The sequence below is a fragment of the Leptospiraceae bacterium genome (genome assembly GCA_015075105.1).
GTDB lineage: Bacteria > Spirochaetota > Leptospiria > Leptospirales > Leptospiraceae > JABWCC01.
In genome coordinates, this window is record JABTUZ010000001.1 from 129,419 (window position 1) to 155,752 (window position 26,334).

At 34.9% G+C, this 26,334-nt stretch carries 25 protein-coding genes, 1 tRNA gene, 2 pseudogenes and 1 riboswitch; of the genes and pseudogenes, 15 read left to right on the forward strand and 13 right to left on the reverse strand.

Features of this window, described 5'->3' with window-relative positions; translation table 11 throughout:
* Positions 1-79 precede the first annotated feature (79 nt).
* From HS129_00645 to HS129_00660, 4 genes are read left to right on the forward strand one after another with little or no spacing between them, the layout of a single operon-like run.
* Positions 80-877, forward strand: a complete 798-nt coding sequence (locus HS129_00645; GenBank protein MBE7410567.1) for a tetratricopeptide repeat protein — start codon at positions 80-82, stop codon at positions 875-877.
* A gap of 21 nt (positions 878-898) precedes the next feature.
* Positions 899-2,041, forward strand: a complete 1,143-nt coding sequence (locus tag HS129_00650; protein ID MBE7410568.1) for a hypothetical protein — start codon at positions 899-901, stop codon at positions 2,039-2,041.
* Positions 2,034-2,327, forward strand: a complete 294-nt coding sequence (locus tag HS129_00655; protein ID MBE7410569.1) for a hypothetical protein — start codon at positions 2,034-2,036, stop codon at positions 2,325-2,327. Before HS129_00650 ends, HS129_00655 begins: the two co-directional genes overlap by 8 nt.
* A 22-nt stretch (positions 2,328-2,349) precedes the next feature.
* Positions 2,350-2,841, forward strand: coding sequence for a PaaI family thioesterase (locus HS129_00660; GenBank protein MBE7410570.1), 492 nt, complete (start codon positions 2,350-2,352; stop codon positions 2,839-2,841).
* Positions 2,842-2,859: 18 nt separating this feature from the next.
* Here the strand turns inward: HS129_00660 and HS129_00665 are convergent, their stop codons facing one another.
* The 5 genes and pseudogenes from HS129_00665 to HS129_00685 form a co-directional block, all read right to left on the reverse strand.
* Positions 2,860-4,008, reverse strand: a complete 1,149-nt coding sequence (locus tag HS129_00665; protein MBE7410571.1) for a glycosyltransferase family 2 protein — start codon at positions 4,006-4,008, stop codon at positions 2,860-2,862.
* Positions 4,005-4,718 (reverse strand): hypothetical protein, encoded by a 714-nt coding sequence (locus tag HS129_00670; protein ID MBE7410572.1) that lies wholly within the window; start codon positions 4,716-4,718, stop codon positions 4,005-4,007. Before HS129_00670 ends, HS129_00665 begins: the two co-directional genes overlap by 4 nt.
* Before the next feature lie 60 nt (positions 4,719-4,778).
* Positions 4,779-6,845: a TonB-dependent receptor plug domain-containing protein gene (locus HS129_00675; protein ID MBE7410573.1), complete on the reverse strand. Its 2,067-nt coding sequence runs from the start codon at positions 6,843-6,845 to the stop codon at positions 4,779-4,781.
* A gap of 18 nt (positions 6,846-6,863) precedes the next feature.
* A riboswitch (cobalamin riboswitch) is annotated at positions 6,864-7,006 on the reverse strand.
* A 419-nt stretch (positions 7,007-7,425) separates the two neighbouring features.
* Positions 7,426-7,719: pseudogene (locus tag HS129_00680) on the reverse strand (type II toxin-antitoxin system VapC family toxin).
* Between the two features lie 755 nt (positions 7,720-8,474).
* Positions 8,475-8,547 (reverse strand) — tRNA-Ala (locus HS129_00685).
* 145 nt (positions 8,548-8,692) lie between these two features.
* On the opposite strand from HS129_00685, the gene HS129_00690 reads away from it, so the two are divergent.
* Both HS129_00690 and ychF read left to right on the forward strand, forming a co-directional pair.
* Positions 8,693-9,760, forward strand: a complete 1,068-nt coding sequence (locus tag HS129_00690) for a band 7 protein (GenBank protein ID MBE7410574.1) — start codon at positions 8,693-8,695, stop codon at positions 9,758-9,760.
* Positions 9,760-10,854 carry a redox-regulated ATPase YchF gene (gene ychF / locus HS129_00695; GenBank protein MBE7410575.1) on the forward strand — a complete coding sequence of 365 codons (1,095 nt, stop codon included), beginning with the start codon at positions 9,760-9,762 and terminating at the stop codon, positions 10,852-10,854. Before HS129_00690 ends, ychF begins: the two co-directional genes overlap by 1 nt.
* Before the next feature lie 3 nt (positions 10,855-10,857).
* Here the strand turns inward: ychF and HS129_00700 are convergent, their stop codons facing one another.
* The 3 genes from HS129_00700 to HS129_00710 form a co-directional block, all read right to left on the reverse strand.
* Entirely contained in the window at positions 10,858-11,487 is a 630-nt protein-coding gene (locus HS129_00700; GenBank protein MBE7410576.1) for a hypothetical protein, read from the reverse strand.
* Positions 11,488-11,603: 116 nt separating this feature from the next.
* Entirely contained in the window at positions 11,604-12,293 is a 690-nt protein-coding gene (locus HS129_00705) for an SPOR domain-containing protein (GenBank protein MBE7410577.1), read from the reverse strand.
* A gap of 11 nt (positions 12,294-12,304) precedes the next feature.
* Complete coding sequence (locus tag HS129_00710) at positions 12,305-12,913, reverse strand: dephospho-CoA kinase (protein MBE7410578.1); 609 nt, start codon at positions 12,911-12,913, stop codon at positions 12,305-12,307.
* A gap of 140 nt (positions 12,914-13,053) precedes the next feature.
* On the opposite strand from HS129_00710, the gene HS129_00715 reads away from it, so the two are divergent.
* Positions 13,054-14,670, forward strand: coding sequence for an NADP-dependent glyceraldehyde-3-phosphate dehydrogenase (locus tag HS129_00715; GenBank protein ID MBE7410579.1), 1,617 nt, complete (start codon positions 13,054-13,056; stop codon positions 14,668-14,670).
* Here the strand turns inward: HS129_00715 and HS129_00720 are convergent, their stop codons facing one another.
* Positions 14,671-16,404 (reverse strand): thiamine pyrophosphate-binding protein, encoded by a 1,734-nt coding sequence (locus HS129_00720; protein ID MBE7410580.1) that lies wholly within the window; start codon positions 16,402-16,404, stop codon positions 14,671-14,673.
* Positions 16,405-16,421: 17 nt separating this feature from the next.
* On the reverse strand, positions 16,422-18,032 hold the full coding sequence (locus HS129_00725; GenBank protein ID MBE7410581.1) for an FAD-binding dehydrogenase: 1,611 nt from the start codon (positions 18,030-18,032) through the stop codon (positions 16,422-16,424).
* A 163-nt stretch (positions 18,033-18,195) separates the two neighbouring features.
* Between HS129_00725 and HS129_00730 the strand changes: the two genes are divergently transcribed.
* Positions 18,196-18,477: an ATP-dependent Clp protease adaptor ClpS gene (locus HS129_00730; GenBank protein MBE7410582.1), complete on the forward strand. Its 282-nt coding sequence runs from the start codon at positions 18,196-18,198 to the stop codon at positions 18,475-18,477.
* On the opposite strand, the gene HS129_00735 is transcribed toward HS129_00730, so the two are convergent.
* Both HS129_00735 and HS129_00740 read right to left on the reverse strand, forming a co-directional pair.
* On the reverse strand, positions 18,458-19,180 hold the full coding sequence (locus HS129_00735) for a PrsW family intramembrane metalloprotease (GenBank protein MBE7410583.1): 723 nt from the start codon (positions 19,178-19,180) through the stop codon (positions 18,458-18,460). The genes HS129_00730 and HS129_00735 overlap by 20 nt on opposite strands.
* A 1-nt stretch (position 19,181) precedes the next feature.
* Entirely contained in the window at positions 19,182-20,888 is a 1,707-nt protein-coding gene (locus HS129_00740) for an energy transducer TonB (GenBank protein ID MBE7410584.1), read from the reverse strand.
* Between the two features lie 91 nt (positions 20,889-20,979).
* Here HS129_00740 and HS129_00745 point away from each other — a divergent pair, with 91 nt between their 5' ends.
* On the forward strand, positions 20,980-22,371 hold the full coding sequence (locus HS129_00745) for a glycine--tRNA ligase (protein ID MBE7410585.1): 1,392 nt from the start codon (positions 20,980-20,982) through the stop codon (positions 22,369-22,371).
* Between the two features lie 238 nt (positions 22,372-22,609).
* Here the strand turns inward: HS129_00745 and HS129_00750 are convergent.
* Positions 22,610-23,873: pseudogene (locus tag HS129_00750) on the reverse strand (IS5 family transposase).
* A gap of 313 nt (positions 23,874-24,186) precedes the next feature.
* Here HS129_00750 and HS129_00755 point away from each other — a divergent pair.
* From HS129_00755 to HS129_00780, 6 genes are all read left to right on the forward strand, one after another.
* Positions 24,187-24,438 (forward strand): hypothetical protein, encoded by a 252-nt coding sequence (locus HS129_00755; protein MBE7410586.1) that lies wholly within the window; start codon positions 24,187-24,189, stop codon positions 24,436-24,438.
* A gap of 3 nt (positions 24,439-24,441) precedes the next feature.
* Positions 24,442-24,876, forward strand: a complete 435-nt coding sequence (locus HS129_00760; protein MBE7410587.1) for a hypothetical protein — start codon at positions 24,442-24,444, stop codon at positions 24,874-24,876.
* Entirely contained in the window at positions 24,873-25,208 is a 336-nt protein-coding gene (locus tag HS129_00765) for a hypothetical protein (protein ID MBE7410588.1), read from the forward strand. The genes HS129_00760 and HS129_00765 overlap by 4 nt, the downstream gene beginning before the upstream one ends.
* Positions 25,209-25,329: 121 nt before the next feature.
* Positions 25,330-25,650 (forward strand): hypothetical protein, encoded by a 321-nt coding sequence (locus HS129_00770; GenBank protein ID MBE7410589.1) that lies wholly within the window; start codon positions 25,330-25,332, stop codon positions 25,648-25,650.
* Positions 25,651-25,841: 191 nt separating this feature from the next.
* A complete protein-coding gene (locus tag HS129_00775; protein MBE7410590.1) occupies positions 25,842-26,018 on the forward strand; it encodes a hypothetical protein in 177 nt (58 codons plus the stop codon).
* 15 nt (positions 26,019-26,033) lie between these two features.
* Complete coding sequence (locus tag HS129_00780; protein MBE7410591.1) at positions 26,034-26,294, forward strand: transposase; 261 nt, start codon at positions 26,034-26,036, stop codon at positions 26,292-26,294.
* The last annotated feature ends 40 nt before the right edge of the window (positions 26,295-26,334 follow it).

The following is a 26,334-nucleotide window of genomic DNA, read 5'->3' on the forward strand; positions in this document are numbered from 1 at the left end:
TTCAAAATTAAAGATTTTCTTCTCAAAAAACACTCTAAAAATAAATAAATTCTCCGATAGAAGGAATAGGAGAATTTCTATGACCCCAAACACACTCCAATCTGGAGCAAATCTTGAGAGAGAAAGCTGGGAACTGTTTGAAGTTGGTTCTTATGATGAGGTAATCTCTCTTGCAAAACAAAATCCATCCAATTCACTACTAGTGCACCTTGGAGTTATTGCTCTATTTGAATCAGGCTCTGTAGATGCTAAAAATCTAAGTGGCGTTGCAAAGGGAACATCCGTTTTTTTACCATTAGTCAACGCATACATTGCTTCCAATTTTAAAAATTCAAAATTGGCTAATGAAAAACTATCCGAATATTTTAAATCTTCAAACCCTCCATTGTGCTTTAGCATTGTAAATTTTGGTGTGAAACTTGCCATGAAAGAAAAAGACTTTCACAATGTTTTATTTATAATCTCCCTCTACAAAAAAAGAAAAAAAGAAAATCCATTTTTAGAATTTGAAATTGAATCCTTGTATTATTTAAATAGTTTTCAAGAAGTTATAGAGGTCTTTAAAGAAAATATTCCCAAGCTAAAGGACAACAGAGATGTTCAGATGAGAGTTGGCCTATCTTTGTATTCTTTGAATAAATTTAAAGAAGCTGAAACTATACTCAAAAATATACCGGGTTATACAAGCTTGCCTACTTTTGAGGATAAAAGGAATGAATACAATGAACTCATAAATCAAATTCCTTTATTGGAAAAGAAAAAAGATTTGAACAAGAGAGAGATTTCTGATTTAGGTTTTGCCTATCTTTTTAGTGAAAATTATCAAAAGGCAGAATCTATTTTTATGAAATTATTGGCTCAAATGAGTGTTTCATAAATTCCTTCCAAATATACTGAATTGAATAAGAATTATTGGATATTGATTTTTTTTTCTATCTATCCGATTTATTCTAACGAAACTGCATTCACATACAAAAATTTATTAGACCAAGCAGAAAGAAATATCTCTGAATTGAGGTTTGAAAAGGCACACGAAAAATTATCCATAGCCGGAAAAACTCAAACACCTGATTCAAGATTTTTTTTATTGCACGGAGAAGTGTATCTTGGTTTAAACTACCCTGAAGAGGCTCTTTTTAATTTTGAAAAAAGTCTTAAACTCAATCCGCGTCAACCGGAGATTTTATTAAAATGTTCAAATCTTTCTTCTGCTTTAAAAAAGCCAAGAGAAGAATACAATTTTCTGCAAGGGTATTTGAAATTTTTTCCAAATCACAAGAAAGAGCTTTATAGAGTGCTTGTCTTAGCTTCCAGACTTGGAATTGACAAAACAAGAAAATCTATTTTACTAAAATTAAAAAGTGAAAATCCATTCAAATATGAATTAGAAGCGATACTTTCGCTAATCCATAAATTAATCTTAGAGAAAAAATTCAAAGAGGCTCTAATCGAATTAGATAAATATCTTCCAAACTTTCCAGACAACGAATCATTACACAAACTTCTATTGATAGCTACAAAAGCGACCCACCCGCAAAATATTGAAAAAATTCTTATCGACTCTGCCGCAATCTTCAAATTTGATCCAAAATATACCGTAGAGTATGGCTTGTTTTTATTTGAAAAGAAAAAGCTCTTTGAAGCTCTTACTACATTTAGAAGAGCATTTCTTGTGAGCATACTTACCTCTGGGTTCAAAGCAGATGAAGAGATACTGTTTTTTATCAGGCAAGTGTACTTTGAAATGGACAGACTGCAAGACGTTTCTGCAATACAAGACTTAGTGGAAATTGTAAAAGTACAAGAAAATCAATCTGTGGAAAAGTTAAACTCGTTGATTCGACTTCACAATAACAATCGAGAAATTTTGATTTTTGCTCTTTTTTATTTGTCAGAAAAAGGTTTTAAAAAAGAATACGAGAAAACGAGCGAGCTGTTATTGCTAAGAGACAAAAGAATGCAAGACAAAGAATTTATTGATGTTTTCGGAGCATTTTCTTATGAAAATTTGAGTATCGAAAAGGAGCGCCCACTTGAATAAGAAAGTTTTAAAAATTTATGACATTGTGCATAACGCATCTAATAGCACAGAGATCGAGCTAAAAAAAGTCTTGAAAAGTATTATTAAAAAAAATCCAAATTGGGGGTGGGAGCAGATTTCTTTTCAGGATGTTTACGCTTGTGCTATCAATTCTCTCCCCGTAAATTACCAAAAAAAAGACCAAAGTGTTCAATCTAAACTTAATATCGAAGAAGTTGAAAAAGTAGTTCAAGCTGCAATGCATAGAATATCTTTAAACCCTATCCATCTGCCACAAAAAAAATAGCAGTAATAAAGAAATTTAACAAATGCAAAACAAGCCTACTTCCGATTTAATCAGCTTAATAGATAAAAATTGCCCGGGCTGGATCGAAAGACCAAATCCTGATTGGGATGTTATTAAAATACTTCAAAGCATCATTGATCAAGTACTTCCGGGTATTTTAAAAATACAAATTGAATCCTTAGATGAGGAAAAAATTGTAGGAACAATTCCATTTCATATTTCTTCCGCAAATGTAGTCGGATATATGCATGGTGGATCAATATACTCTTTAGGGGATACTTTAGCTGGAGCATTTCTTTGGACAAAAAGCGACGGCTCCTACATCACTGTCACAAAAAGCTCTACAATTCGATTTATTCGACCGTTCCAGTCTGGAGTCTTGGAATGCACAGTGAAAGAAATTTCTAAAACAGGAAATGAAATTTTACTTAGAGCAGTGTATCTCGATGAAAGAAAGAAAAAAGTTTGCGAATTGGACATGGTGTATGCTCAAATCAACGAAAAAAAACGATAAAAAGTAATCTGTAAAAATCTACTCTGAGTATCTCCACGTAAAATTTTTATTTAAAAAATAATTTCCAAATGTAGCTAAAAATATCCCGAGTAAGTTACTGATATAAGTCGAAAAACTCCCAAACATGTTAGGGAAATACATTTGAATAATTTCCAAAGATAATCTCCAAACGGATAGCTGTATGATCAATCCTATTACGGAGATCAGATTAAATTTTATAAAACCAAAAATATTATCCAATGCTCCAGTTTTTTTAAATTCATTGAATGTCCAGATATTGTTTAAAATATAATTGCTTAACACACTAAGCTCAAAACCAAAAACTACAGCAATGGAAGGCTTAAAATAACTTTGATAAATAATTCCTGTCTCTTTTAAATTCAAAACTTCAGTAGCGAAAAATTGTCCAAATAGATTTACAAAAATCCCAATAACTCCTGTGATCGAGTATTTTACAAATGTCAAAGAAATATATTTCCCGAAACGTATATCGTATAACGCTACAATATAGTTTTGGATAATCGAGGAAGACATTTTTGTTTCCCCGTGAATTCTGGTTCTAAAAACATAGCCGATTTCTTTTGCTCTAATTCCTTTTTTTCTACCCAAAAATTCTAATAGAATTTTAAACCCTCTTGGGTTGATAAGAGGAGCAATTTCCTCAAACAATTCTCTTTTTAAAATAAAAAATCCTGACATCGGATCACCGATTGGGATAGGGAGTAAAATTCTTGCAAGTAAGGTTGCGGCTTTACTCATCATCCTTCTGACAAAGCCCCACTCTCCGTACCCTCCTTCTTCTACCACTCTACTTCCCACAACTAAGTCATTTTCTTTTAAAGCGATAAGCATCTTTGGCAGGATACTTTCGTCGTGCTGCATATCTGCATCTATAACTCCAAGTGCATTTCCTTTCGCCAACTCCATCCCATCAATAACCGCAGAGCTAAGTCCTTTTTTATTCGCCCTTCTGATTACGTGAATTCTTTCATCACGAATAGACAACTCTTTTGCAACTCTCCATGTACCATCGGGAGAGTCATCATCCACTACTATGATTTCAAACTTGATATTATTTTTTTCAAATAGAGATATAAGTTTTGGTATAAGAATAGAAATATTTTTTGACTCATTGAAAGTCGGGATGATTAGACTAAAGTCTGTCATCCGGATACTGGAATATTTTTAGCGTTGCAGTTGAGTGTTCCCTTGATTACAATAGGAGTTCCGCCTGACGCAGTGGACGCAGAACTCAAACAGGTTCTATTGTCTGTAGTGAAACATTTTGTAGAAGTTACAGTGCTTGTGCAATTGATACTATCCGATGTGTAGCATTCTATCGGTGTAGTAGTCGTTCCTACACCTGGAGTATAAGTCCCTTGCAAATTCACATTGATATTTAGAAACTGAACTACTTGAGTTCCTTGATTGGAGTCGTCCACATTCACTCCTTGGTTCAACCATTTTACAAGACCCTGCTTCCCTGTGACTGTATCATTAAACACACCACCTGTAAAAGTAAAGCCTTGCTGTTGGTCAATCGGACCTTGAGTTTGAGTAGTGTCGTATATGAATTTAATTGTAAGGATTTCCTTTGTAGTTTTCATCACAAACTGACTAAGAACAGTAAATCGAGTATTAGTAGTCTTCGTAGAAGTTGTTGTGGTTGTAGTGGTACCTGTAGTTCCGGTTGCGGTGGTTGCAGGAGTTGCAGTTCCACAGTTGGGCGTTAGATCCATGTCAATCATTCCATTACTAAGTAAGTATGTTTTTCCGTTGTCAATCAAAGGAAGTAAATCGACATGAACTTCATTCTCGTTCTTAGTATGACAAAATTGTAAAAAGAAAATCACTCCAATAAGGATAAATTTATTTATATAAAAGATAGCATTTTTACTCATAAATGAAATATTCCTTTTTTCAGAAAATTAGTCAACCTAAAATTTACCGCTTAAAGTAGCATAATACAATCTACCCGGAAGAGGATAACCCACAAAATCTTCGGCTCTCGTATCGGATATATTCTTGATTTCTATACTCAACATTATTTCTTTTTCGGAGTGCTTTTTTTTTCTTCCTCCAAAATAATAAGAAAAAAATACGTTATAAATCCACCTCGAAGGCTGATAATTGACATACTCATTTGTCCTGTCCTTGAAAACAGCGCCTATAAAATGTGATTCTATTCCTATTTCCAAGTAACGATTATAAAATGAAACCTGTCCAAACCAATCGTGCATTGGTCTCAATGGAAGATATTTTCCTTTCAAATAACTGACATCCGATGTATTGATTGCTTTTTGATAAGTATAGTTAGACTCAAATTTTATTTTTTGATAAATATCTGCTTTTACAGAAAATTCAAATCCTTGAATAGACGCAGAATCAATATTTTCAGGTCTAAGAGAAAATTGAGAATTCGGAACAAATAAAATCATATCTTTTATGTTCTTGGAGAAAAGCGACAGAGAAGTTTTTAGTTCAATTTTTTTAGTAGAATAATTTACCACAGGCCCTATATCAGAGTTCTTACTTTTTTCGGGACTTAAAGAAGTATTTCCGAGAATAGAACCTCTTTCTCCAAACAGCTCTAAAAAATTCGGAGCCCTTTTTTCAGAAGAGATATTGCCTTTTATAGAAATTGTTTTATTCAAATCTTGAAGCAAAACCGCAAGAAGTCCAAGTTTATAGTTAGTGTATCGCATAACTGATTTTCCATCGTCTGGGTTAAGCAAATTGAATTCTTTGGTTTCTGGATTATTGTATCTGTCCGTATAATTTTCAGATATTGCAGATGGAATAAAATTTAACTTTTTTGAAAAAAATCGAATTTCATCTTGAAGTTGAAACGTAGAATGATTTCTAAACTTTCTTGTAGATTTATCAACAATCTCATCAAAAGTATTTCTTCTGTCTCTTTGAAAAGTTTCCCTTTCTAAAGAAACGAAGAATCGAATGATCTGGTTGTAATTTAAAAGATAGTATGTCGGAATTATATGCAGCCCATACTGCTGAATATCTGCTTTGGAATTTGGAGTGCCACTTGAAAATTCTGAATTCGGATCAAAGACATGGTCTCTAGTTCCCGTATAAAAAGTTCTTGTTTCCAATTTAATGTTTTCCGAAAGAAACTCCGGTGTTTCTGTTCCGATTGCACTTGTATTTCTAACGTATTCTCTCTCAACTTTTTTTGTTTGCCTGTTTCCAGGGCCGGGAATCCCATTTGTACGATAGGCGAAATCGTTTAATAAAGTAAGTTTCGTTTTTCCTAATTCACCGGCAAGATTTCCGCTAAAATTATACCGATTGAATTGAGCGTTTCTTCTGCGATCATCAAAATCATCGGTCTTATTCAAAACAGGAGTGCCATTGTTATTTCTAAATAAAAAATCCTGATCGCTTTTTTCGTTTTGGACTAATATGGAATATTGAACTTTCTCTGTAAAATCAGAGTGAGATGCGGAAATTTTCCCGGTATTCAAACTTCCTACAGAAATTGTTGCTCTTGAAATTTTTATTTTTACATCCTTCCCTACGATTAGGTTTACACTCCCACCGATTGCAGAGGAAGAAAGCCCCAAGGTGGAGCCACTCTTATATATTTCAATTCTTTCTATACTGTCAAAAGGCAAATCCGATAAATTGATTTCTCCTCCTTGAGAATTATTGATTGGAACTCCGTTAATATAAAACATCACCTGATTGGAATTTGACCCACGTATGGAAAGAGTGGAGTAAGAGCCAAGCCCACCAAATTTCTTTACACGAATACCGGCTTCTTTTTCTAATACATCTGCAAGCGACAAATATTTTCCTCTGAAAGACTCAGCAGAAATTACATTCACAAATGCAGATGGATCTTCCTTTATTGAATTCGTTTTAGAAGTGTTATTATTGTTAGTCGCAATTACTTCAATTTCTTTCACTCGAATTGGTTTAGAAAAATCAGATTGAGAAAATACAGAGCCTGAAATACAAAATATGGCAAAAAATATATATATCAAAAATAACATCTCCAGTCCGCGAGAGATTTATTCGTAAACGAGTGTCTGACTTACTCTGTAGAGTTCACAGTTGCGGGACAGTGAGGGAATGGTATTTTAAGGTACTCCACCCTCTTCCTCGATACAATTCTTCTATATTAATTTTTAGATTAAATTCTTCAAGTATATTCCTTGCGACTTAAAAATAGTTTTTACTGATTTCGGAATTTTATTATTTTGAAAAAGAGAAAACTAATGACAAGCCATTGTATCTTCATTTTACAATCAGAAAAGATTGTATTCAACATTCGATTTGACATCTCTGGTAAAAATACAGAGTCTTCACAGGGACACAATATCCAGTAGCTTTTGTGGCGCATCGTTCACTACATTGTTAATATAGGACTAAAGGAGATCTATCCTTCTTTGAGACTTTGATAATGATAGGAAAAAGAGTAATCATCAAGTTTAAAATAATTACGTTAGGCGAAATCGACTTATGATAATTTGCAAAAATTAGTTAGGATGGATATTGTTATAGAAGTTTTCTGTTTTTTGATAGCCATGTTAAGTGAAGTTTTGGTACGATAACGAAAATCTTTTACCTTTTAATTCTTTTAGGAAAATATTTTACTCCATCAATTTTTTGAAAATCGCTATCCTGAGTCCACAATGTCGCTTTGTACTTATATGCTGTGGCTAGCATAATACTATCAGCTAATGGTAGCTTGAATTTGATTCCTCACTGTGCTGCAAAAATTGAAAGACTCGAATCTAAATCGATAACGGCTCCCTGTTGCATGTGGGCAATTGCCTTTAGAGCACTGTCTTCGTTACGTTCGTTCAATATTTTTTTAAAAACCTCGGCGAGACTAATCGTCGGGACTATTAATTTCGGCCTTCTAACATTCATCTTTTTAATCTGAGAGACAAAGTTGACCCGTAGTAACCCAAGTTACTGTTATGTTATCGGAAGTCCCTACTAATCTAAATCACTGTTTCAGGTTTTCATCCTCTCTAAAAGCATAGGTTTTACTTGATTGCAATTCTTTTTGTAGCATTTTTTTCTTTTCATAAAGTTCATAATGATTTTGTAAATTCATCCAAGATTCAGCCGAATTCCCAAAGAATTTTCCTAATCTAAAAGAAGTATCAACAAAAATTGATCTTTTTCGTATATTTTCTATTTTTCGGTATTCTTTTTTTTTGTTACAAAAATCCTAAATTAGAAAATCCCGGTGAATGATACTGTATCATCCATCGCTACTATCTCTACTTCAATTTTCCTTCTACTCAAACCGGACAATATTGGAGTTCTACTACTAATTTATGACGCTACTGCAAAAACCCCTTTCAGGGCTTTTTGCAACGCTAGAAAATGGTACTTTTATTGGCCTTTTGAACAATTGCTTTTTCAAAAAACGACTTTTTGCATGTACGCCATTTATCAGTGACAACAAATGCTTGGTACGGTAACTTTTCAAATGGTGTAATAAGCCCCATTAATAAAGTTTCAGCTTACAATATTCGTTTCGTGAGCGATTCTTGATTTGGATAGAATTATTTCAGATGATTTGATCAAATTTTTGATAACAGATTTTTTTAATTCTCTTATCAATATACAAAGTATTTATGAAGAAAATCATCCAATGGAGCTTATCGGGATCGAACCGATGACCCTCTGCTTGCAAAGCAGATGCTCTCCCAGCTGAGCTAAAGCCCCATTTTGAATGTAAATCCATATTTTCAAAGTTAATTATTTTGAAAAGTAAATTATTTAAAAATTTCTATTTCAACTTGGAATCACTTGACTTATAACACAAATAAGAATTCATAAAATCCATAGTGTTTGTACTATTGGAGGCTTTATGTTTGGAATCAAATTCATGAAAAACAGACCCACTGATTTTGTTTTACTTTACAAAAAAGGAAAAATAAAAAAACAAGGTGCAGGTTTAAGTTTTTTTTACTACTCTCCTACGTCTATTGTAGTAATTGTACCGGCAGACACAAGGGATGCACCTTTTATTTTCAAAGAAACTACTGTTGACTTTCAAGAAATCAATATCCAGGGGCAGATTTCTTATAATGTCACAGATCCTCTCAGGCTTGCAGCCGTTATGGATTTCACGGTGGACTCTTTCGGACGTTACTTAGGGGACGGGTTAGAAAAACTCCCGACTCGCCTCACAAATATTGTACAAGTTGCAATCCGAGAAAAAATCCAGTCCATGAATTTAAGAAATACCCTAACTTCTTCAACTGACCTCGTAAAGCACGTAAAAGACAAGCTCAAAGTTTCCGAATCCTTATCTTCGTTGGGATTGAGTATTGCCGATTTTTCTATATTAAAAATTTCACCTACCCCGGATATGTCCAGAGCACTCGAAGCCTCTGCAAGAGAAAATTTACTGAAAGAAGCGGATGATGCAATTTATCAAAGAAGAAATTTTGCTGTAGAGCAAGAAAGAAAGATTAAAGAGAATGAGCTTCAAACACAAATCTCCATAGAAGAAAAAAATAGAAAAATTTTGGAAGAAAAATGGAATGCAGAAATTGCAGTACAGGAAAAGCAAAAAGTTGTAGAAGAAGCGAAGATGCTCACTCAAAAATCTGTAGAGCAAAAAAAACACGAGATCGAAGAAGAAAAACTTGTCGCAAAAGTACGATTGGAAGAAAAGAAAAAAGGTTTAGTAAAGCTACAATCAGAAAATACGATTGATTATGCAAAAGCAAGAGCAGAGTCTATGAGGTTGGAGCTGAACTCTCTTAATTCTTTAAAGCCCGAACTTTTAGAAATCCTTGCTGCGAACCAGATGGACTCTTCTCAAATTTTAAGTAGGGCGTTACGCGACATTGCTAAAAATGCAGAAAAGATCGGAAACCTGAACATTAGCCCTGAGCTACTCACTTCACTAATCGGAGAAAAAGAATAATGGGTCTAAATTGTGGTATTGTAGGACTTCCAAACGTAGGCAAGTCAACTATTTTTAATGCACTTACAAAAGCCGGAGCACAGATGGCAAACTACCCTTTTTGTACGATTGAGCCAAACAAGGGAATAGTAGAAGTTCCGGATTCCAGACTTGCGAGGCTTGCAGAAATTTATAAACCTCAAAAAATCATCCCTACAATTATGGAATTTGTAGATATTGCAGGGCTTGTAAAAGGTGCAAGTCAGGGAGAAGGTTTAGGAAATCAATTTCTGTCTCACATCAGAGAAGTAGATGCAATTTGCCATGTAGTCAGAGCCTTTGAAGACGACGATATTACACACGTCCATGGGAAAATTGATCCCACTGAAGATGTCACTGTAGTAAATTACGAATTGATTCTTTCTGATTTGGAGAGTATTGAAAAACAATACCAAAAACTTCAAAAGAATGCAAAATCTCAAAAGGAAGCGGCTGAAGCAGTTTTAGTTGCCGAAAAGGTAATAGATATTTTAAAACAAGGCAAACCGGCAAGGATACTAAACTTAAAACCTGAAGAGAATAAGATTCTAAAAAAAATGAACCTAATCACTTCAAAACCTGTTCTGTACTGTGCGAATGTATCTGAAAAAGATCTAATCTCTAAAAGTTCCGAGCCAATAGACAAGGTGAAAAAATTAGCAGAATTAGAGGGTGCCGGATTTGTAATCTTGTCAGGGAAAATAGAAGAAGAAATTTCGAATCTTGACAGAGAAGAGCAAATCGAATTTTTAAAAGAGTTGGGGGAAACAGAAAGCGGTCTTGACAGGATGATTAAGTCGGCATACAAGATGATGAATTTGATCACATTTCTCACTGCCGGAGAAGTTGAAGTTCGAGCATGGACTACCTTAAAAGGAAGTACCGCACCCGAGGCAGCAGGTGTAATCCATTCCGATTTTGAAAAGGCATTCATTCGTGCCGAAGTGATGAAGTTTGAGGATATAGACAGACTTGGCTCTCCTGTAAAGGTCAAAGAAGAGGGAAAACTGAGATTAGAAGGAAAGGAATATATAGTACAAGACGGAGATGTAGTTTACTTTAGGGTAAATGCGTAAAAATCAAGCCTTTACTTTGAACAGATCGTCAATCTGAACGATTTCTCTTTCAGAAAAAATCTTAATAAACGGGGTAAGGTCTTTGATATTTATAGTCAGATTGTACCCTGCCTCCATTGTATCCGTAAGAGAAGTAGCCCCAACCATAGAAGCCGCTACTTTGATTGGAGCCATGACCAACTTTATCAATGGGAGTTTCGACAAAGAATAGAAAAAGGTGAGTGCATCGGCTACCATTAGAATTTGCTTTTTTCGATCTTCCATCCTACCGGCTTCTATAATTGCCTGATTCAACGTTTCAACAGAAATTGTCCCGTCTTCATTAGTTTGATTATTTCTCATTATCACTTCAGCTGCATCTGTATCCAAAGAGTCTGTAAGTTGGTTTAAAAGGATGAGTTTATGGATATTGTCAGTCATCGCTTTACCGGCAATTGTTTTTAATTTTTCGTATAACTTTTCTAACGCCGAGTCTCTTTCCGCCTTGTTGGGCGGACAATAAAGGTGATTCCGAAAAAAATCAGGAATTGCATCATAACCTTTAATTGCAAGCTGGTCAGCGTAGGTAATTTTCAGCCTATCTATTGTCGCAAGGACCACCTGAGTGCGAATGGTTTCTAAATCATCTGCCATTTCAAAATTCTGTTTTAATAAGCACTTACTTTGAATACATTTTTAAAATGGCAAAAAAAGACAATAAAAAGAAGAAATCTGTAAAAGTATTTCAAAACTTGCTTTCTGTGCCTTTTTTATGCCTTTTTTGACCGAATTATCATTGCCGAAGCCTGAAGGGATTGACCTAAACGATCTATAATTTTTTTTAGCTCTTTTTTATCTTTTGAATTGCCAATCCTCACAAAATACATTTCCCCTTCTTTTTGTATATAGGGTTTTAACCCTTTTTTAGACTGAACTAAGCTATTTTTCAGAGAATACGCCTCTTTTTTATTGCGAAACGCACCTAATTGCACAGTATATGTCTCATTTCTAACAACTTTAGCGGGTCTTGGAGCTAATTTTATGATTTTTTCTTTCGTTCCCTTAATAGATTGTTTTTTAGAAATTTTTGGCTTTTTTGAAAAATCTGAATCAGGAAATGAAGCAGAAAGCTTATTTTTTCCAGAGAGTGGCTCTTCCTTGAAAGAGTGGTTCAATTCTATCACTTCTGTTTTTTTTGCAGCAAGTGAATCACTGTGTTTAAGACCAGAGTTTTCAGGATTTGGACTGAAATCTGACTTTTTTTCCATTCCTGGAAGCTCATATTTTTCTGAAACTACCTCCATTGACTCCGGTTTTTCAGGGTTTTCGGCAATTGCCTTTTTTTTCCCTATACTCATCCCAAGCAAGAAAAATGAAGAAAGCATCACAGCGAGTAGGACTAAAATAATCCCAATTCTTTTATTATCTAAATTAATTACATAAAAAGTTCTTTCTTTCATAGTTATCACCCCTAACTTTCACAAATTGTTGTATAGATTTCGTGTATTTTTTTGGTCAGCTCTTCCATATTCCCGTTGTTCTCTATTATAAAATCGGACTTTTTCAATTTCTCTTTAATGGATAACTGAGATTCGGATCGCCTTCTGTAGTCTCTTTCTGTGAGTTTTTCTTCTCTGTTTTGCACCCTTTTTAGTGCAATCTCATCGTCTGAAAATACCGTAAGAGTAAAATCACAGGATTTGTATGCGTCTGTTTCAAACAAAAGTGGGACCTCCCACACAATTAGGCCTTTTTCTATTGAATCTGCTTTTTTATGAAAATCTCGGCGAACAAGTGGGTGAATTAACCCATTTAGCTTTTCTAAAATAGGCTTATCTTGGAAAACCTTCTCTGCTATTTTTTTACGATCAAAATTTCCCTCTAAGTCGAGAACTTCTTCTCCAAGTATTTCTATAAGCTCTTTTCGGATTGGGGTATTTAGACCGGTATATACCCTTGCAAGCTCGTCCGAGTTGATTCTAAACGCTCCCAATTCTTCAAATATCTTAGATACTGTTGACTTGCCACCACCGATATTTCCGGTAATTCCGAGTATGATTTTTTTTTGATTAGACTTCACCGAAATTAGATATTTTTTTATGTACAAAAAAGTACAAGTATTTTTAATTTATTTTTTTGATTGGTTGCTATTTTCCCTTTTCGCATACTACTTGACCTATTTCACAATTGAAAAAAAATTTCTTAAAGTAGGGGAAAAAGATGAGCGAAAATTCAATCCATATATTCAAGCCAAGACAGGAAATTCAGGAAAAGTTTTCAATTCCTGCAATCAAACAAAATGAATACCTTTGCGATGGGGAATTAAAAACTTGGAACGGGGAAGTATCCAAGGTGTACTCTCCTATCTGCTTCCCTGATAAAGACAATTTTAAAGAAGAGCCTATCGGCTACTATCCTTTATTAAGAGAAAAAGAAATTCTAGAAATCCTAAACAGCTCAGTGAATGCCTACTCTAACGGAAATGGAATTTGGCCTACAATGTCTGTGGAAGAAAGAATCCGATGCACAAAGAATTTTTCTGAAAAAATGAAACTACAAAAAAAAGAAGTAGTAAACCTGCTAATGTGGGAAATAGGGAAAAATTTATCCGACTCCGAAAAAGAATTTGATCGAACTGTAGAATATATAAACGACACAATAGAATCTTTGAAAGAGTTGGACAGGGCTTCTTCTAAATTTGTGCACGAACAAGGAATATTTGCACAAATCCGACGCTCTCCCTTTGGTGTAGTGCTTTGCATGGGACCCTACAATTATCCTTTAAACGAAACCTTTGCAACCCTCATCCCTGCCTTGATCATGGGAAACACTGTGATACTAAAACCTGCAAAATACGGAATCTTACTTCTTCGTCCTCTTTTGGAGGCGTTTAGAGATTCCTTCCCCAAAGGAGTGATCAATACTATTTATGGAGACGGAAAACTAATTGTTCCGCCACTCATGTTATCAGGCAAAATTGACGTACTCGCATTTATTGGATCTGCAACCGTGGCTAACTCTATTGAAAAACTGCACCCAAAGCCAAATCGTTTGAAAACAGTTTTTGGTTTAGGTGCAAAAAACCCCGCCATTATTTTAGAAGATGCGGATATCGATCTTACTGTAAAAGAGTGCGTTAGTGGAACGCTTGCTTTCAATGGTCAAAGATGTACTGCACTAAAAATTTTATTTGTTCATAAAAAGATTGCAGATGAATTTTTAAAAAAATTTGTAGATGCCGTGAATTCTTTAAAATTAGGACTCCCTTGGGATGAAGGTGCGATGATCACTCCGTTACCCGAAATAAACAAGTGCGAATCTATGGATGGCTACGTTAAAGACGCAACGGAAAAAGGTGCAAAAATTTTAAACAAAAATGGTGGAGATTTTCTAAAAACAATTTTTCGTCCGGCAGTGCTTTTTCCCGTGACTGAAGATATGACAATCTACCACAAAGAACAATTCGGTCCTGTTGTGCCAATAGTACCTTTTGACGATATATCTATTCCTATTCGTTATATAGAAGAGTCTAATGTTGGTCAACAAGCGAGCGTATTTGGAAAAGACTACGAAGTTATTTCAAAGCTAATCGACCCGCTTGTGAACCAAGTCAGTAGAGTAAATATAAACAGTCAATGCCAAAGAGGACCGGATAGTTTTCCTTTCACAGGCAGAAAAGACTCGGCAGATGGAACACTTTCCGTAAGCGATGCTTTAAGAGTGTTTTCCATTCGTACCCTCGTTGCTGCAAAAGACAGCGACTTGAATAAAGAAATTTTCAGTAAGATTATAAAGAGTAGAAAATCAAAATTTCTCTCTACCGACTTTATTTTTTAATTAACCTGTAATTTTTCTGGAAAGTGCCCTTCCTATGAATCGGAACTTTTCTCCAAGTGGAAATCTGCTTAAATTGGCTTTGACTACTCCTTTCGTAAATCTTGTTCTTTTGGAGTAGTCAATTTTTACGTCCACAATTACAGGTTGGCCTTTTTTAGAAATCTCAAAAGCCTTTTGAAGTATTTCAGAAATTTCTTCGTTGTTTTTCATTTCTAAGTAGCTGGCTCCTGTACCGATTGCAAAGCCTTCTAAATTCAGTTTTCCGAGAACGCTGCAAGTTTTTCTATTGTAGGGAATTTCCTGTCCTTGAGAAATTTGAGAAAGCTCTCCGTCATAAAATACGAATATAACTACACCAAGATTTAGGGTTGTGGCAGTGAGTAACTCTGCACCTGTCATCAGAAAAGCCCCGTCTCCGACTATACCCACGACATTCTTTTTGGGGTGGGCTAATTTTGCTCCAATACTTGCAGGTACACAATACCCCATAGAGTTGAAGTCTGAAGGAGTTAAAAAAGTTTTTGTTTCATGGATAGGCAAAAGCTCTGCGGTTAGAAAAGTATGGTTGCCGTCATCTACAACAACAATATCATCATCAGAAATATTTTTTCTTAGCTCTTTAAAAAATAGGTATGGATTCACTGTATTTTTCTTAGAGTGTTTTTCCCATTCTTTTCTGTAAGATTCTTTTTCTTTTCTAATAATTTCCTTTATATCAATTTTTTTATGTGTAGGTCTTTCTCCTTTTTTTAATTCAATTAAAACTTTTTGTAAAACTTCAAGTGAGTCTCCCTCGATAGAAACTACAGTCTTATAATTTTTATCAAATATATCTGGATCGATATCTACGTGGATTAAATTTTTTGGAACTTTCATTCCAAAGCTACCTGTGGGGATCTCGGAAAATCTTGCACCTATAGCAAATAACGCATCACAATTCTGAAAAGCTTTTTCACCGGCAGGTACAGAATAGACTCCAAAGCCCATACCTGTGTGGAGAGGGTGATTTGCCGGAAATACACTTAATCCTTGTAAGGTCGTTGCCACAGGGGCGTTTAAAAATTCAGCAATCTCGATGAGGGTATTTTTCGCATTTCTCGCACCCCAACCTACAAAAATCCCAGGGCTTTTGGATTTACGAAGGATTTCAACTGCTTTCAAAATTTTCTTTTCGCTTAATTCTTTTTTCTTTACTATAGGTTGAAATTTAGGTAAGCTCTTTACAGTTCCACCAAATAATTGCAAGTTTACGGGAATTTCCACAAACACCGGGCCAGGAAATCCATCGTTTGCAATTTTAAACGCTTCATAAATTGTAGGAATAACGTCTGAGTGCTTTTCTACAAGAAATGATTTTTTTGTAATTCCGGAAAGTATTTTGTGTTGGTCTATTTGATGGAGTTGAAAAAATTTTCCTGAGTCTCTGCGAATTCCTCCTGAAATAATGAGCATGGGAATCCCGTCTAAATATGCCTCACCTATTCCGCTTAACGCATGTGTCATTCCGGCTGCAGGTACAATGACCAAAGTTCCAATAGAATCGGTGGTTCTACTGATCGCATCAGCCATAAAAGCTCCACCACATTCATGGGTTACAAGTATAGGTGTAATTTTTTTAGACTTATTCAATTCGTCATAAATTTCCGTGTTATGCACTCCCGGAATCCCAAAAGTAAATTTGACTCCTATTTCTTCTAAAGCGTGGACTAAAAGCTCTGCACCTGTTTTTTTCATAGCCATCTCCTGTTTTATTATATCTTTTTCCCTAATATGGAACGAACTGCGGCTCTTGCGCTCACTGCACACCCACCCAAGAATGTGCCTTCCAAGGCACCCTCACCGTGAAGTCCTCCACCACCGAATCCGGCAGTTTCGCCTATCGCATAAAGTCCTTCGATTGGTTTTCCACTATTATTCAAAACCCTGCTCTCTAAATCTGTTTGAATTCCACCTAGACTTTTTCTGGTTAGAATAAATTCTCTAATTGCAATAAGAGGCATCGCATCTTTATCCAAAATTTTTTGAGGGCTGCAAGTCCTAGCCTTGTCTCCACCATAATTTCTAAGTTGAGATAGTCTTCTTAGCTGGTCGTCGTTGTGAAATTTTTCTCCTCTCTCGATCATTGAATCCCAATCTTGAATTTCTTTTTCTACTAAGTTCAATTTTACTAAACTATCACCGTTTAGCTTATTCATTTTTTCGACCAATTCCGAAACTGTACCGGCTACTACAAAATCTTCACAAGCATTGGTTAAATCCTCTACCAATTTTTTATTCCCAAACTTCACTTGTTTTAAAAATGCGAAAATCTTTTTATCTCGAATAGCTTCGTTGTATTCAGATCCTGAAACAGCAAGCTCTTTGACTGCAATTTTCCAATTTAGAATCTGCCATGAATACTTTTTCTTTTGTTTGCAAATTTCTTCTACTAAAAACTTAGTATCGAACCCTGTAACCAAAGGTATGGGACCAATTCTTTTCCCTTCAAAGTTTAGCCAAAGAGCTGACTTAGGGGGAACAAGGCTTAGACCGTGAAGCTCTTTATCCCCAATAGGGTGATGAACACCCGCAGCGTAATTCCACATCTTCTCCAAATGAGTAAGTCTTGCTCCAAGTTTTCCTGACATATCGTGCATGTCGCCTAACGCATATTTGTGAGAGCCGTTTAAAAGAACTTCCGGTGGAGTACCAAGTGACTTATCCCAATTCTTTCTTACTCTTATTAAATCCCCCGCTATCCCACCTGATGCGAGCATAGTTTTTTCTGCACGAACTTCAATTGTTCTTCCACTGCCTTCTTCTCTTGCAATGCAGCCTGCAACTATTTTCTTTTCGGTTAAAATTTGAGTTACTCTATGTTCAAAAATGCAATTCAGATTTGAAACATTTTTATGGTTGTAAAGGTGAGTCACTAAAGAGTCAATTAGTCCTTTCCCTGTCCCCCACACCATGTGAAACCTCGGTACACTATTTCCAGGCTTAAACATTCCTCTCTCAACCCAGTGGACTACTGGAAAAAATCCGACTTTTCTTTTAGTGAAGAATTTATAAATATCTTCTTGAGATTGATTTACATACAACTCTGCCCATTTTTTCGGGAGGTCATAATCTTTGGTATTTCCAAAGTTTGCACAAGAATTCCAATCCGATAAAGCGAGTTCAATACTGTCTTTAATTCCGAGTCTTCTTTGATTCGGAGTATTCACCATGAACACCCCTCCAAAGGAAAGTTTTGCAAGCCCTCCAAAGTTTTCTTTTTTATCCCTGTCTATTAAGATTACTTTTTTTTCGTTGTCTAACAAATCTAAGGCTGCAACTATTCCGGCTAACCCACCACCTACAATCACTACGTCTGCTTGCATTTTTTCTTGAGCCACTATAATCTCCGTTTTGCAAAATATAAAAAAATTCTATTTTAATAACTTCTATGTCAATTAGATTTTATTCAATATGCCCTGAAAATTTTTAATGGTATAGAATTTTCATTGACATTGTATATAGTTTACCAAAAAGATCAGGGAAAACATGGCTCCGATTACAGAAGAAATTACAGAATCTCAAATCAAATACAGTACAGACGATATTTACGGAAATAAAGTAATCCTTTATAACGATGAATTCAACAGCTTCGATCACGTGGAAGATTGCCTTATAAAAATCTGTTTTAAAAATAAAAGAGAAGCAAAAAAAATTGCCATGGAAGCCCACACAAAAGGAAAAGCTATTTGTTATAAGGGAAGTCTCGAAGAGTGCGAAACTGTTGCAGAAAAAATGGGAAAAGAAAAACTCACTGTGTCACTGGAGTAGTTTCATATACGAACTTCCTCATATCCTTCACTACCCAAACCCAAATCCCTACAAATAGAGCGGTTGCAAGCCAACTCCCAAACTTAGAAGAAGGTAAAAGAAAAAAGTCAACAACTCCGTGTTGAAATACTGCCAGAAAAAAACCGTAAGCTATGGTTAAAATTTTTTCTTTCCACGATTTGTTGTTGCTCTTTAACAAAAATAGAGAAAAACAAAGATTGATTAGTAGATGAATATTCGACGAGTGGATTGTTCTACCGATAAAAATTTCAAATCTAAAATTTACGGTTTGTTTACTGATATAAGTATAATTTTCGATTAGAGAAAACCCGAGTGCAACAAACCCTGAAATCAGTACCGAATTTTTATGAAACTCTCTTTTTTTAAAATTATACCCAAATACTAAAATGATTAATAGAATAAATAGAATTTTAAAAGTCTCTTCCATCATCCCGGCTTGGATAAATGCGATATGCGCAGTCTGAGACAATAGGCTCACTTTTTTTACTTTCTTTTCTACTTCGGGCCAGAGAATAGGATGCAAAAATAAAACTACCTGTGTGGATAAAAATCCGAATACAATTGATACTGTGGCTAAAAAAAATTTTCGTAACCATTTTTCAGGGTGCAGCATAAATAAAGCCAAACCCCAAGGAAGTATAGAAATAACCGAATAGACAAAAGGATTTATTTTTTCCCACATACTAAAGCTCTTCCATATAACGTCCGTCGAACATCAAGACCATTTCTTTTTGCAATTGTGTAGGCATTGCTTCAGGATCAATAGCTCCATTCCAAAATAATTCTGTAACCCGAATATCTCCCTTTACGCCTGGAGGGGGCATAACAGGAGCCATACTTTCTATTAGTTCCAAGGTCATTCGATCTTGCTCAGGGTAGTCGGAAGATTCGACGAGCTCTATATCTGTAATATCTCCATCTTGAGTAATTGTATAGGCTACTACAGAGGAGTACGGTTTTGGTGCTCTTCTCCAATAGTCCATAAAATTTTCAGGCCCTCTCATTTTTGCAGAAATATAATTCGAGTAAGTCTTTGGAAGTTTTTTTCCTTTGATTCGTTTTACATAACCTTTGATCTTGCCGTAGTCGGCAGGTTTCTCGTCTGATATTTTTTCTCCTTCTTTTTTGTTTGCAGTGTCTGTGCCGGACACTACCCCACCATTCAAATCTTTTACTTCATCGGGTATATTCGGATCTATAAAATAAAATTCCAATTTTTCCGGTTGGTAATGCGTTTTTGAATTGTCGCCCTGCTTTTTACCGCTACTTCTTTGTAAGGTTACCGGAATTAAAAAAACTAGTGAAACTAAAATCAAATGGAGTAAAATACTCAAGTGAAGATTATTGGAAAACCCGCTCTCTAAACCCCTCTCATTTAAAACTTCTATATCTTGTTTTAAAGAATTCTTTAAAAGATAGCGACTAAAGGCGTACACTGCAACCAAAAAACCTCCTAAAAAAAGTGGGATGTAAAAATTGCCAACGTATTGAAAAATTTCTTTGTCAGGGATACCGGGTTTTAGTCCGAGAGAAGTCATATACCTTAAAGAAAAAATCGGGTCGAGAAAAAAGAAAAAACTTACAGTAAAAAATAATAATGCAAGTAAAAATACAAACATAAGTGGAAAACCTTTCCAATATCGCTGTAAAAAAATTTGCCCCCAACCGGGTAAAACGTATTCTCTAAATTTGGCAAACCTTGCTTTTTTAAAAAAATATTCTCCACTGATTTCTTTTGAAGGAAGGTTGTATCTTTGCTGAACTGTGTAGGAACAAAAGATTTTTCTAAATACTAAAAAGATATTCTTTTCCCCAAGAAATCCAGAAATTGCAAATACCAGTGTAAAGAAATACAGTAAACTATCTCGAATTACTCCTACAGGGTTTCTGGAAATTTGGTAGGGGTCCAACTTACTGATTAAAATTTCTGTAAGTGATACAGAAGCTACGAAAATCAATAAAATATAAAACCAATTCGTCAATCTATGAGATCTTTTATATAAAAATCGCCCCTGTAAGTTCATTTTTCTCATTCTTTTAGAGCTGTGATTTTTTTGTAATATAAGAACCAGAAATCCTATCGAAGAATATAAAAACTTAAAATAGTGAAAACTATTTCCTGTTACGAGTTTGGTTAAAAAAATTTCAATACCTTCGCTGTAGTAAAATAAAATTTCTAACGGATAAGTAACCCCATACACTAAAACTTGAAGAGCCAAAGCCTGAAATGCAGATATTTTGATTTTTCTATTTTTCGGGTACAATATCAAAGCACCCATCGGGAAAAAAACTCCAAGACCCACAAAAGGACTAACCCAACACAATAGGCTCGCTCCAAGCTCTATACCTCTATTTGTCGATCTTGCAATAAATGAACTTTTTTCTTCCATACAACTACTCAATTTGACTATTTTTTATCCCCCGTATTCTTTCACAAAAGAAAAAACTTTATTGTTTTACTATGTTTAAAAATTTGGATTAATGGCAAAAGAAAAAGAAGAATCAGGTTTAAAGCAAATTGTTGCTCTTTCTAAAAGAAGAGGACTCATTTTCCCGGGATCCGAGATCTACGGCGGGCTTTCCAATACTTTTGATTATGGCCCTTATGGAATCGAGATTTTATCCAATTTAAAAAAGCTCTGGTGGGAGTATTTTGTTCATAGAAGAGAGGATATAGTCGGGTTAGATTCTTCCATTTTGCTAAACCCTACAGTGTGGGAAGCCTCCGGGCACTTGAGTAATTTTAGTGACCCTCTTATGGACTGCAAGTCCTGTAAATCTAGAATTCGAGTGGACCACTTCATAGAAGAAAAAAAAGGCGAAGGATTTGCATCCGGGAAAAGTTTAGACGATCTTACAAAAATTATTTCTGAAGAGGGCTATACCTGCCCGACTTGTGGATCAAAGGGAAGTTTTACAGAAGCCAGAAATTTTAACTTGATGTTTAAAACTTCACACGGTGCATCCGAGGGAGAGTCACAAGATATTTATCTTAGACCGGAGACTGCTCAAGGAATATTTCTAAATTTTAAAAATATATACACTACTTGCAGAAAAAAAATTCCGTTCGGTATAGCACAAATCGGTAAATCTTTTAGAAATGAAATCATGGCACGACAGTTTATTTTTAGAACTAGAGAATTCGAACAGATGGAAATGGAATACTTCTGTGAGCCGGGAACTCAAAAAGAATGGTTCGATTTTTGGATAAAATATTGTATGAATTGGCTTACGAATATAGTCGGACTAAAAAAAGAAAATTTAAGACTAAGAGAGCACGAAAAAGAAGAGCTTTCTTTTTATAGCGATTCTACCACAGACATAGAATACAAATTTCCTTTTGGTTGGGGAGAGTTATGGGGAGTCGCATCTCGAACCGATTACGATCTAAAACAACACGAAAAATTTTCTGGTGAAGATTTAAAATACCACGATCAACAAAATAATAAAAAATACATTCCTTATGTAGTAGAGCCTGCGCTCGGACTAAACAGACTCTTACTTGCAGTTTTATCTGACTCTTACGAAGAAGAAAAATTAGAAGATGGAGAAACAAGAACTGTACTAAAACTATCCCCAAAAACTGCCCCTATTAAAATCGCAGTATTTCCACTTATGAAAAAAGATGGCTTAGACTCTAAAGCAAAAGAAATCTTTGAAGACTTAAAGACCCACTGGTACACCGAGTACGACGATAGCGCTGCAATAGGTAAAAGATACAGAAGACAAGACGAGATAGGGACTCCTTATTGTGTAACAATAGACTACGACACACTAAAAGACGAGACTGTTACAATACGAGAAAGAGACTCTATGAGTCAAAATAGGCTATCCATCTCAAAATTAAAAACCTACTTTCTAGAAAAATTATAAAATTTGTATAAAATTTATTGATTTATTTTTATAGGCAATTTTCTGTATATACATTTATAGATGATGAGTCTATAAAAATGTCTTTCTATAAATGGCGTACCTGCAAAAAGTCGTTTTTTGGAATAAATAGTCCTCCCTGAAAAAGTCAAATGTGGCGCTTTTCATATTGAAAATATAGCATTTTGGGTAGAATTATTGCCAAGAATTTCAATTTTTCAAATACAAAATTTGGAAACAAAAAGAAAGCCCGAAGGATCTTTCTTAAATTGAAGCCTGCACCAGCAAGTAACGCATTGATTTTATCTCCCTTCACACCTTTCAGAAAATTTCTGTCCATCCTATGATCAAACTTTATATGTGAAATAATCGGTTCAATTGCATTTCTACGATTCATTCTTTTTTTCTGTGTGATGGTCATTTTTTTTTCTACTTTTGTTTGAAAGATTTACAATTATATCCTCTGGATGATTCTTGATTCCTTTGTATCCCTGATCGACGAAAGCTTCAATCGCTCTTTTTCCGGATAACTTTTCTGCCTGATCAATTGCTCCTTTTAATGTATGTGCGTCATACGGGTTGTCGTGTAACGCTTCAGCTCCAACAATCCAGTTATTTTTACTTGTTGAAACTATGCTCACTTTACAGCCGAATTCATATTTTTTATGTGCCTTCCCCTTTACGATACATTCAACTTCCGGTGCATGAAAACTATAGATTTTGTTCTTGTTGTTTCGTTTTTGTTGGATTAATTTTTCTGCTCTTTGTAATAAAGCTTCAAATCCTAAATCCGGATTGCCTGCTTTACGACGAATATCACGTGTCACTCTACCCAGTAAAATCAATAGTTTTTTCGTTTCTTTTCGAGATCGTTTAGGTTGACTCGCATGTGAATAACGTCCTTGTTTGATTAAGGAAAGCTTGCCTACCCGCTCATAGGACTGCCACAATTTAATACCTCTCTTTTTTGCTTCTCTTACCAGAGTAACTCTTGCTTTATGATACAACCGTGCGTCAGTCGGAAACGCTATTGCTTTTTCTTGAACTGTCGTATCAACATTAATTCTTGTAAATTCATTCTCGGTTATGATGTCTGCCCTTTTTGCCAAAGAAATTGTTTCTTTTAAAAGTTTTTCGACTCCATCTGCTCCGACCCTATTTCTCCATTTGGTTAGAGATGTCGGTTCACAGGGTAATCTATGCTGAAAAAATTCATAACCACAAAAAAATTGCCAGTAAGGATTTTCAATAAACTGTTCTACGACCCTTTCATCCGAAACATTGTATGTAAATTTCAGATAATGAAGGCCGACCACAAGCCGAATTGGTAGTCCGGGTCTTCCTTTATTTTCTACAAAATATTTTCCAAATTCTATTTCAAAAGATTTCCAATCGATAGACAATGAAAGCTTGAATAATGGATGTCGGGGATCGAGAATTTGATCCAGTCGAGATTGAAATAATTGGATCTCGCCGGTATTTTGTGAGGATTTTTGTGATTTCATTATTTGCCAGCTTTTTAAAGTAATTTCTAAAAACATGGCAATTTTAGTACGCTCAATTTTCATGAAAAGCCTTTTATTTCAAGCTCTTTCGCTTTTTTCAGGGAAGACTATTTAAAAAAAAATCCTAGCTCCTCTATTTCAGTCCTCGGATTTCAGTCTTCAGTCCTCCGATTTGGAGTCATGGATACGATAAAAGAGAATGACTTAAAAGAATTTAAAACTAACTTTAAAAAAATTTTTCTTTTTACAGAAGGAATCGGATATGGGGTGTTAGCGGGCATTTTTTTAAGATTTAATTCTCAGGAGGAAAAATATGAAAAAACATTTTACAAAACTAATATTCTTGGTTTTCTTAAACTGTATCGGTATAGATAAACCGATAGTCTTAGAGCCAGAATCATTCAAGATAAACAAATTTAAAATTGATATTCATAAGATATTAGGTCTTAATGAAAGTCAGTCTTTAAAACCCCTTCATTTATTTTTATTTTATATTGGAAGTCAGAGTCAGCTTGTAAACTCTGATCTATATTTTGATGAAGATAAAGCTGTCAGTAGTCCATAAGTTTTGTCTGAAGTCGAAGATAAAGAAGTGACACTTGATACTTTGACATCTGTTGCATTTGGGGATTTTGAGCCAGAAATGAGAAAAGTGCAAACTGTAAATCTAAAAAATATGCAAGAGTATATCCATTCAAAGGAATTTTCTGAAACAGTTAAAATTATTGGAAAGCCTCCAAACTACCAAGAAGGCTGGACGTTAAACCAAATACAATCCTCCTATATAGATGAGATAAAGGCTGATGTTCCAAAAGCAAATGATGAGTTATTGATAATCTATCGAAGAATGCTTAACTTTCAGCTATTTAATATGCTTGATATGTACTATAAAGTGGAATTTGATAGTAAGACAATTGATGAAGCGTTTCTTGGAAACTGTATTGTAGAACTTTGGGAATTACGGAAAAATATTATTGATGAAATAAAAAGGAGAGGTCTATGAAATATTTAAAAATTCTATTAATAATTTTGTTGTCAAACAGTCACTTACATTCTGATCCACTTTCTCCATTATCCGTACTTGATGAGATAAATAATGTTTTATATAATAAGAAGGAAAAGGATTTTAAGAACGAACTTGGAAGAGGTATTCTTTCAGTATTATACTCAAAAGAAGTTGTAAAAGACAGATTTTCCAAGAGATGTGGCTGTTCTCTAAAAGGATCAAACCCCAATGAACCAAACAATATTCAAATTCCAGAATATGACAGTTTTTCAGATAACGGAACAAACATTCCTCTTACAGGAGATTCCAGTTTATTAAAAATCCCCTAATTTTACAACAATATATTATTAGGAGATTCAATAACACAAGCTGGGCACGACACCAGACCAAAAATATACTTGGAATAAGGATTACGCACCTGGGTGGGGAATCGTCAGTGGCGGAGTTGGAATGGCAACATCACAAGACCTTTCGGAATGGTTGGACACCTGTGCTTCACAAAATACCCAATTATGGACACCTGCACCTGAACAGCTCCCGTGTGAAAATAACCCTCTTGGTCGGTTTTCTTGCAATCCTCCTCCAAACGCAGATAAATATTCAGGCTATGTCCAATTCCAAAATAGAAATGTTTTTGTGATGATAGGTGGGAATGATTTTAATGTTGGTTTATATAAAACTCTACTTGAAACATTTCCTGTCTTAGTTCCTTTTCGTCATAACCATGTTGCCAATCAGTTGGATAGAATTATGACTGGTCTTGCCCCCTAAAACTGGAATACAAAAAAAGGGGATAAGGAGACTTGATAATATGATAAGAAGAAATAACTATGGCAAAGAATTTAAGGAAAAATAGTAATGGAAATTTTGTCCGGGCAGAGTTCCGTTTCGCAAATAGCTCAAAGGAAAAGGTAAATCCTCAAACAATCCGAAATTGAGAAATGAGATAGATACAGGAAAGTTTGAACAAAATAATCAAACCGAATTTGCTTTTAAGGAAACGAGTCGCAGATTTGGAAGGTGCACTTGCCAACCTTGCGTTAGATAATCACATTTTAAAAAGCCCAAAAATATCTGCAAGACTGGAAGCAAAAGAGAAATTATCAGGAAGTATCTCGCACCAGAATTTGGAATTGTAAAAAAAGCTAAAAACTTTGGAGATCAGTATCTCTTCCTTTTATTACCAATCGGATGCAAAGATTAAAAGAAAACAGGAGGATAAGCAACTAATAGAAAAGATTGAAGCATATCTGGATTTAATGCCTCAATCAGGTTACAGGTCTGTCACTTATTTTCTGAGAAATGATATGAAAATCAATCATAAGCGAGTTTACAGGATCATGCATGAAAACCTTTTAAAATGCAGTCCGAAGAGGCTTATCATCATGCGACCACGGATTCAAAACATAACCTGAAAAAATATCCAAATCTTCTTAAGGACAAGTCAATTAATCA